An 8,405-nucleotide genomic window follows, 5' to 3' on the forward strand; every position below is an offset into this window, starting at 1 on the left:
ATTTTCGATACAGTAATTTCTTACAAAATCAAGAATCCGATAGGATATCGGCTCCTGAAGGTGGCACTCGCTAAGATTTAAAATTTTATCAAACCGGCCGGGAGCGTGAAGTCCGGCTGCAAATGCGGTGTCATCCACATATTCGTCCCGGTTTATCTCCTCTTCAGTCAGCCATCGTTTTGTACCGAAACTATACTCCATTTTATTTCGGTAGTAGAATTCGCTATCGCATTTTACGATTTGCTTAACAATATCCGGGTCAATATGAGCAATTCTTTCCATATGATCCCGAACGTGCTGCTCCTTGTGCTTTACCTGTTCTGAGTAGGGAAGATGCTGCCAGGTACAGCCGCCGCAGACATTCGCATGTCTGCATTTCGGTTCAATTCTTTTAGGTGAGGGCTGTAAGATTTCCAGAACCTTCGCTTCACGAAATGATTTTTTCTTTCGGGTAATTCTCGCTTTTACAATATCACCCGGAGCCGTTCCCGGCACAAAGACAGCGATACCATCATATTTTGCAACTCCCTTGCCTTTAAAAGCTGTAGACTCTACCGTCAGTTCTACTTCAGATCCTTTTTTTAATGTCATAAATAAGATGAGTTGGAAAAATTATTTTAAAATTCAGTTAGTCGATGGTCTTGTCCGATTCAACAGAGTGTAAATACTGTGTTTCGAACTGTATTTGGAATGCTGTTTTCGTATCAGATATTTCAATGATCTTCTGCATAGAGAGATCAAGTTGCTTCATGATTCGATTAGACGAAGCTTCTAAAAATTTAACGGCGGTTTGGGGGTTTCGTTTTTTTAGTGTCTCAAAATCGGGTGTGAAGAAACCCAACAGAGTACATTCAGTCAAACATTGTGCCGAAGATAATCTCTTGGTTTCATAGCCTATGGAAACGAGACCAATCTCCTGGGGAGATTCAACCGTGATTGAGTAGGGCTCATTTTTCCCGTCTTCTGAGTTTTGATTAATGGCTTCTTCTTCCACCTGAAGCTGTATTTTCCCCTCTTCGATAAAATAAAGACCGCTGCCGGGATCATTTCGGTAGTAGACGTATTCACCGCTTTTGTACGTGCGACGATGGCAAAGCTGTAGTAATTCGTACCTTTCTGTTATGGACAGATTTTTCAGTAGTTCTGAGTTTTTAACAATATTACTCTGCTTCTTCATTTTCTGAAATTTGCTATTATTTCCAAACATAGTTGATTGATTTAAAATGAGTGTCCAATACCAAAGCTGAAATACCTTTGACTATTTTCGAACCAACCTTCTTCGAGGTCGTGAATTCGATAGGTAATATCAAATCTTGCAACAATAAATTCCCAGTCGAGCCGGATGCCCAAACCTGAGCCTACTGCAATCTGCTTATAAAATTCCTGAATGCGAAATCTGCCATCAGCCAGGAGATCGGTCTCTTGTTCGTCGATGAACTGATTTCCGGGTCCGTACCATACATTACCGGCATCGGTATGCCATGCGAAATACCAGTCAGCACTCAGTACATTTTTCATAAATGTTTGCCTGAATTCAGAAAACGCTGCAAGTTTAATCTCACCACCCGGTATGGTTACCTCTTCAGGCGGTATACTTCCCGGCCCTAATCGAAACGGACTCCATCCGCGGATGTCGTTACTGCCGCCTGCAAAAAATCTGCGGTTCAACGGAATGTTGTCACTTTGGGCTATTGGATGGGCATATCCGCCAAAGAAACGAAAAGCAGCCACAGCATTTGTTGTAAGACTAAAATATCGGCGGTAATCTGCGGATAATTTAACAAATCGGCTATAAGCCAAAGCATTTGTAGAAATTCTCAAGGGGGAGGGTAGTTCTCCTTCAATTTCTCCCGCAGTGATGATATACCGGTCCAGCAGATATGGCAAGTTACCTGCAAGAGCTAAGGATACTTCGCTGAAATAACCGTAATCTCTCTTGATCAAATTGGTGTTTTGTGCCCTCAAAGTATAACGGATTACAGAAGAAAACTGAGGCCGGAAATCTTCTTGAATTCGTAAAAACTCGAGTGAAGTTTCACCAAATTCGTTTATGAGGTTTTGTCTGAATTGTGTGGACGGGTCTGTGTCTACCACATCCAGTTCAAAGACATCGATCAGGCTTTGATAGCGTTGGGAATGACGTAATTCGTATCGCAGATTAAACCTGACGTCTGAATTAATATCAAAAAACAGCTGATTACTTTGACTGTAGCTGAGAGAGTATCGGGTACGTGCTGATTCTATCCAGGGAGCGTTACTTAAAAATCTAAGCGGCCGGTTTAAGCGTGGAAGGGCGTATTCCACCCGGAATTCATAACTTTGGAAAATAGCCGAGCCCGAAGTAACCCGGTTACCGTCTTCGTCAACCGGAGAAATTTCATTGAGTGTATTTGATGTTACAAATTCGAGGTTTGTATTCAGAGCTAGTGTTAGGTTTTCAGCTCTGCCCAGTAGATTATTATTATTGTAATTTAACCCCACACCTGTACCAAAACCATATCTTCTCATTCCAAAAAATTCAGTCCTAATCGAATGCTTTGGAAGTGTTTGTAAATCAAAAAAGACAGGGATATTCTCTTTGGTAAAATCAGGAAGCGAATCATCCTCATTAAGGCCAAATCGGTTTATAAGAAGCATCCCCAAATTTTGATAGGAATTTACGCTTCGTAAATAAGCAGATTGATCAAATGATTCGCCTGCTCGAAACTGAAGCTGCTCTGTGAGAAGGTCAAATTTGGTATTTGTTTCATCCTGCTTATCCATATAGATAGCAAATCCCTGCTCAGCGTATCCAGAGTCGTCAACCGTTATAGACTCATCATATTCACCGTTGCCTTCGGGGCCGGCCAGCTGAATATGAACATCGCCGAACGTGTAGAAATTTCCGGGACGAATAGAGTAAAGTACATCCAGCTTATAAGGATCATCCTGATCTCGTTTTATTAGCGCTCGAACAGAATCACGCTGAACGGCAGCAAAACCGTTATTTTTTAAGAAATCAATTATCCGAGACTGCTCTTCCCGAAGTTTTTGAGCTCTGTAAGGCTCGTTTACGCTAAAAGTGCTGTCATTTTCAAAGTTACCGGCATACTCACTCTGGTTCAGAAAATTACTAACCAGATTATCATTGTCCTGAAAATCGGGAAACCCGGTATAGGCTACCGACTGAATTCGAGAAAGATTACCTTCGTCGATAATGAAAGAGACCTCGTACCGCTCCGGACGGTACTCAACGATTGTTGTATCGACAGAAGCTTCGAAATATCCCAGGTTTTCGTAGTAGAGCCGAATTCGTTCAATGTCACTGCCAACAGTTTCGCGATTGAGAAGTGCAGGAGATTCACCAACACCAACCAGCTGATAAATATAGTACCAAGGAGTAAATCGTGGAATTCCAAGAAACTCTCTGTTATTTCTTGTCCGTACAAGTGTGCTAAGTGCTGCGTCGCTTACTGCACTGTTCCCTGTAAAACGCACAATTCTTACTACCTGCTCCCGATCATTATCATCAGAAGAGTTATCGTCTTGAGCAACAGATACCTCTGCTAAAAAGAAAAATGGAAGCAGTAACAAAATCAGCAAGTAGAGATAGCGCACGCAGTTGATTAAATTTCAGTGTTACAGATGTTTAGATATGACTGAAAATAGGATTTTTCAGCGAATTTATAAGGATTTAAAATAGAGTGAATTCACAATTCAGAAGGCTCAATCGCGAGCCATTGATATCAGAACGATAGGTGTTGCAAGTAATTTTACATTTAACTAAAACAAAAAAAACGCGGTACTTTTTCTAAGCCCGCGTTTCCTAAAATGGTGTTGGTTAGAATATGGGACTAAACATCATCGTAGTCGAAACCCTCATCTTCTTCCCCGTGAAAAAAGTCTTCTTTACGTATATAATCCGGCCAAATATCTTCGATTCCCTCATATATGGTTTCCTCGCCCTCTTCAATTTCATCGAGCTCATAAAGATTATTTATAGCTTGTTGTGGTAAACCATTTCTTTCTGCCCACTCAATAAGTTCTTCTCTTGTTGCCGGAAATGGTGCGTCATCAAGTGCTGCGGCTAATTCAACTGTCCAAATCATAATTTTTGTCTTTTCAGTAGTCGTTTAGTTTGTATGTTAATTTCTATCTTTATTCGAATTCTATAAAACGTTTCCTGATGAGAAATGCAAATATTTCGCGGAAAATAGATAAAAAGAGTGATTTCTTAATGCATATTTAAACATTCTTTCAGTATTTCGTTTCTACTACTCACTGTGTCTCAGTTTGTAAACGCGATTTTGTCTCATTTTGTTTACTCAGGTGTAATTAACCAAATATTTTCAACAAACTGTTCCAATGAAAATACTTTACATATTCCCGCACCCTGATGATGAATCCTTTGGACCCGCTCCCGCTATAAGTGCTCAGCTAAGACAGGGACATGAAGTACATCTTCTTACATTGACGAAAGGAGAGGCTACCAAACAGAGATTTCGTTTAGGAGTTGATAAGGATGAGATGGGAGATATCCGTTTTAAAGAGATGCAGTGCGTGGAAAAAACTCTTGGATTGAATGGTATGACAGTTCTGGATCTGCCAGATAATGAGTTAAAGAAAATGAACCCGATAGAGCTCGAAAATGTAATTGAACAACAAATTCACGATTTAAAGCCGGATGTTATTGTCACATATGCCGTACATGGCATAAGCGGATTTGAGGATCACCTGGTCTGTCACGCCGTAGTGAAAAGAGTTTATTGCAAATTGCGGGATATGGGCATCAGCTATCCGAAAAGATTGGCACTCTTTACAAGAATGGGAGAAATTTATACCGATGGCAAGTTCAGGCTTGCCGTTTCTCAGGAGGAAGACATTAAGTTTATTGAACAGTGCAATGATGACGACATGCAGAAGTTCAATGACGCTTTGGACTGTTACCAAACATACAAAGAGGTAATTGATGGAAGCGGAGTACGGAATGTAACGACAAAAGACGTACCCTTCGAAATTTTTGGTGAAAATATCGAAAGGCGGCTGAACTCTATAGTTGATGGTTTAAGATCTTAGAGGAATCCACTGTTTAGTAGAATAGTAATTTGAAAAGTCTTACTCTTCAATATTCCACATCCCTGACTCAATAATTTCAAGACTATTACCGGCGGGATCTCGAAAATATATAGACTTCAGTCCGCCGGGCCATTTAACGCTCGATTCAACATTTATATTCTTTCTCTCCAATCTGGATTTCCAATCTTTGAATTCATTTCGGTCTACAGCAAAAGCAACATGAACAGATCCGAATGCACCATGAAGAGGGACGGGGCGATCATTTACATAGGTTTGTTCCTCTGTGGTGTGAGCAGGATTAAATATTAAAAGCATTGAATCTCCACATCTGTAAAACAGATGGCGCCCTTCCTCTTTTCGAATAAGTTTCAGTTCCAGAATATCACTGTAAAAATGTTCAGAATCGTCCAGGTTCTTAGCGTAAAGACAGGTCTCTAAAACTTTTTTTAATTCCATATGTATTCATTTTTAGTTTGATGAATAGAAAGAAGCCCTAAGTTATTGGTAATTTTAAGTGTATTTAAATCGGGCAAATGTTGGTGTATTGATAATGTTATTTCGACCCTCTGATGTCTATGGCAAAAGCACCTTTACCTTCTTCCAAAACATATAATGGATTCATCTCCATCTCTTTTATTTCCGGATGATTAACTGCTAATCTGCTCATACTAATAAGTGCTTTTTTAACTTCCTCAATATCAGCGGGAGGCAGGTTACGCCAACCCTTTAGTTTTTTACCTGCAATGGTTGAGTTGATCAACTTTGTTGCCTCACTTTCGCTTAAAGGAGCAATGGCGGTTTGCACGTCTTTATAGAGTTCAACATCGGTTCCTCCCGTACCAAAAAGCACAAGTGGACCAAATTGTTCATCCTGCTTAATCCCGATAATGATTTCCTGTCCGCCTCGAAGCATCTTCTGAATCAATATGCCGTCCATTTCAGCATTTGAACTTTCAGCGGCTTGAGTGATTTCATTCCACGCTTTTTTTACATTCTCGGCGTTTTGCAGATTCACTTTTACTCCGCCAATATCTGATTTGTGAGTATGTTCTTTAGCAAGAATCTTCATTACAACCGGATAGCCAACTTTAATTGAAGCATCCAGCGCTTCGGCCAAGTTTTCAGCTTCTGTTTGTTCAGGAAGTTTTATTCCGTACGCTTCAATCAGACGTTCCCAGTCTTCATTTTTGATATATGTATCCGCATCGGCAGGAATATATTTGGCTGCATCTTCCGGCTGATGGTTCTCAGAATTCATCCACTCTTTACGCTGGACCATAGCCGACAGGATGGAGGCGGCCCTTTCAGGAAACGCCACATTTGGCACACGGCGCTTATGCAGAATATTGAGTGCTTCATCTACGGAGGCTTTACCCATGATGGAAGCAATCACCGGTTTATGATGGAGTCCTGCGGTTTCACCTACAACTTCAGCTAAACTCGCGGGAAGAAACCAATCCTGGGGTGCCTGAATGACTATGACAGCATCTACAGTCTCATCTGTCAGAAGAGCTTCGAGTGCAAGTGTATAGGTTGCGGGACCTGAACCGGCAAGAACGTCTACCGGATTTTTTGAGCTTGCGGCTTTTGGAAGTCGCTTTTTCAGATAGTCCCTGGTTTCATCGGTTAGCGGAGCTACTTCAAGCCCAACTTTTTCAAGCGCGTCAACCGCTAAGATTGCAGGTCCGCCGGCGTTGGTAAGTACAGCAACCCTTTTTCCTTTTGGAAGGGGCTGCCAGGCGAGGGCACGCGCCCAGTCGAACATCTCTTCCATGGTTTTGGCTTCGAGTACACCTGACTTCCTGAATGCTGCTGAATAAGCTTCTTTACTTCCCGATAAAGCTCCTGTGTGGGACGACACGGCTTCAGCGCCTTTCTCGCTTTGTCCACCCTTTAAAACAACAAAGGGTTTCTTACGGGCAATTTCCCGGGATATTTTTAAAAACTCTTTTCCATCGGAGACACCCTCTGCATAAGCTGTAATTACCTCAGTCTGACGATCATTTCCGATCAGGTCTATCATTTCGGTTTCTGTCACGTCAATCTGGTTTCCCAAACTTACGATTCTCGAAAATCCAACTCCGGCTCCGCGTGCCCAGTCAATTACAGCAGCCACCATTGCGCCTGATTGTGATATGAATCCAATGCCTCCCTGCTCAGGCATTCCAACTACAAATGTAGTGTTGACAGGTGTATGTGTGTCTATGGTTCCAATGCAGTTAGGGCCAATGATTCGAATACCGTGCTTTTCGGCAGCTTCTTTCAATTTACCTTCCAACTCCCGGCCTTCTTCACCCGTTTCGCTAAAGCCACCACTGACAACAATGGCGTTTTTAATCTCTTTTGCCCCGCATTGTTCGATGATTTTAGGAACAATTGTAGCCGGTAGTACAATCACAGCCAGGTCTATTCCATCGGGCAATTCTTCAACAGATGAATAGCAGGAAATATCCAGTATTTCTGATGCATTTTTGTTCACGGGGAAAATTTCACCCTTGAACTTGTATTTCAACAGGTTGCGGATAACACCGTATCCCAGTTTGTGAGGGTCCCTGGAAGCCCCAATAACAGCAACTCGCTTAGGTGTGAAGAAAGATTCAATCATGATTCAAAGTTATTAGGATATATTTATCTTAAATTAGACAGTGTGGAAGCAAAAGGCAAAATCTCAAGCCTTAAAAAACCAAACTTTAAACATAAGAATGTATGGAGCTATCAGAGTTTAATACCGACACCATTATAGAACCTTTTCGAATTCGATCTGTTGAGCCAATCCGCTTTACTACAATGGATCAGCGAAAAACACTCCTTGAGCAAGCCGGGTACAATCCTTTTTTACTGAAAGCAAAAGATGTAGTTATTGATCTGCTCACCGATAGCGGAACCGGTGCAATGTCTGCTCAGCAATGGGCCGGTATGATCAGCAGTGATGAATCGTATGCCGGTTCTGAATCCTTCTACAGGTTCGAAAGTGCCGTGCAGGATATCACCGGTTTTAAACATGTAATTCCAACTCATCAGGGCAGGGCTGCTGAAAATATTCTCTTTACAACAATTGCCCAAAAAGGGGATATCATTCCCAGTAACACACATTTTGATACCACCCGTGCCCACATCGAACACAATGGAGCAGAGGCTTTAGACCTGGTGATTGATGAAGGACGCCAGCCGTTGACCATCCATCCGTTTAAAGGAAATATGAACGTTGAAAAGCTCAAGGAGTCAATAAAGAAAGTGGGGCGGGAAAATATTCCGGTCATCATGCTAACGCTGACGAACAATTCCGGTGGCGGGCAACCGGTCAGTATGGAAAATGTAAAAGCAGTGTCCAAAATAGCCCGAAGTCATGA

The 8,405-nt window shown here is 41.8% G+C and carries 8 protein-coding genes; 2 read left to right on the forward strand and 6 right to left on the reverse strand.

The features are described 5' to 3' along the window. The 4 genes from ACESM0_RS11390 to ACESM0_RS11405 form a co-directional block, all read right to left on the reverse strand. Positions 1 to 591: class I SAM-dependent RNA methyltransferase (locus ACESM0_RS11390; RefSeq protein WP_372906333.1), on the reverse strand; the 591-nt coding region annotated here is incomplete at its 3' end. Positions 592 to 628: 37 nt separating this feature from the next. Continuing rightward, complete coding sequence (locus ACESM0_RS11395) at positions 629 to 1,207, reverse strand: Crp/Fnr family transcriptional regulator (RefSeq protein WP_372906334.1); 579 nt, start codon at positions 1,205 to 1,207, stop codon at positions 629 to 631. An 11-nt stretch (positions 1,208 to 1,218) separates the two neighbouring features. Next, positions 1,219 to 3,597 (reverse strand): BamA/TamA family outer membrane protein, encoded by a 2,379-nt coding sequence (locus ACESM0_RS11400; protein ID WP_372906335.1) that lies wholly within the window; start codon positions 3,595 to 3,597, stop codon positions 1,219 to 1,221. A gap of 236 nt (positions 3,598 to 3,833) precedes the next feature. Beyond that, positions 3,834 to 4,088 (reverse strand): DUF2795 domain-containing protein, encoded by a 255-nt coding sequence (locus tag ACESM0_RS11405; RefSeq protein WP_372906336.1) that lies wholly within the window; start codon positions 4,086 to 4,088, stop codon positions 3,834 to 3,836. Between the two features lie 256 nt (positions 4,089 to 4,344). Between ACESM0_RS11405 and ACESM0_RS11410 the strand changes: the two genes are divergently transcribed. Continuing rightward, positions 4,345 to 5,055 (forward strand): PIG-L deacetylase family protein, encoded by a 711-nt coding sequence (locus ACESM0_RS11410; protein ID WP_372906337.1) that lies wholly within the window; start codon positions 4,345 to 4,347, stop codon positions 5,053 to 5,055. Between the two features lie 39 nt (positions 5,056 to 5,094). Here ACESM0_RS11410 and ACESM0_RS11415 read toward each other — a convergent pair whose 3' ends face one another. Together ACESM0_RS11415 and ACESM0_RS11420 are read right to left on the reverse strand one after the other, a co-directional pair. Beyond that, positions 5,095 to 5,511: a VOC family protein gene (locus tag ACESM0_RS11415; protein WP_372906338.1), complete on the reverse strand. Its 417-nt coding sequence runs from the start codon at positions 5,509 to 5,511 to the stop codon at positions 5,095 to 5,097. A 97-nt stretch (positions 5,512 to 5,608) separates the two neighbouring features. Beyond that, entirely contained in the window at positions 5,609 to 7,660 is a 2,052-nt protein-coding gene (locus ACESM0_RS11420) for an acetate--CoA ligase family protein (RefSeq protein ID WP_372906339.1), read from the reverse strand. 101 nt (positions 7,661 to 7,761) lie between these two features. Here ACESM0_RS11420 and ACESM0_RS11425 point away from each other — a divergent pair. Beyond that, on the forward strand, positions 7,762 to 8,405 hold a 644-nt coding region (locus tag ACESM0_RS11425; protein ID WP_372906340.1), incomplete at its 3' end, for a tryptophanase.

The sequence above is a fragment of the Rhodohalobacter sp. genome (assembly GCF_041686455.1).
In the GTDB taxonomy this organism is placed as follows: domain Bacteria; phylum Bacteroidota; class Rhodothermia; order Balneolales; family Balneolaceae; genus Rhodohalobacter.

Bases quoted from the DNA above. Each gene is read 5' to 3' on its own strand.
- ACESM0_RS11395 (WP_372906334.1), bottom strand. From the start codon at position 1,207: ATGTTTGGAAATAATAGCAAATTTCAGAAAATGAAGAAGCAGAGTAAT.
- ACESM0_RS11405 (WP_372906336.1), bottom strand. From the start codon at position 4,088: ATGATTTGGACAGTTGAATTAGCCGCAGCACTTGATGACGCACCATTT.
- ACESM0_RS11410 (WP_372906337.1), top strand. From the start codon at position 4,345: ATGAAAATACTTTACATATTCCCGCACCCTGATGATGAATCCTTTGGA.
- ACESM0_RS11415 (WP_372906338.1), bottom strand. From the start codon at position 5,511: ATGGAATTAAAAAAAGTTTTAGAGACCTGTCTTTACGCTAAGAACCTG.
- ACESM0_RS11420 (WP_372906339.1), bottom strand. From the start codon at position 7,660: ATGATTGAATCTTTCTTCACACCTAAGCGAGTTGCTGTTATTGGGGCT.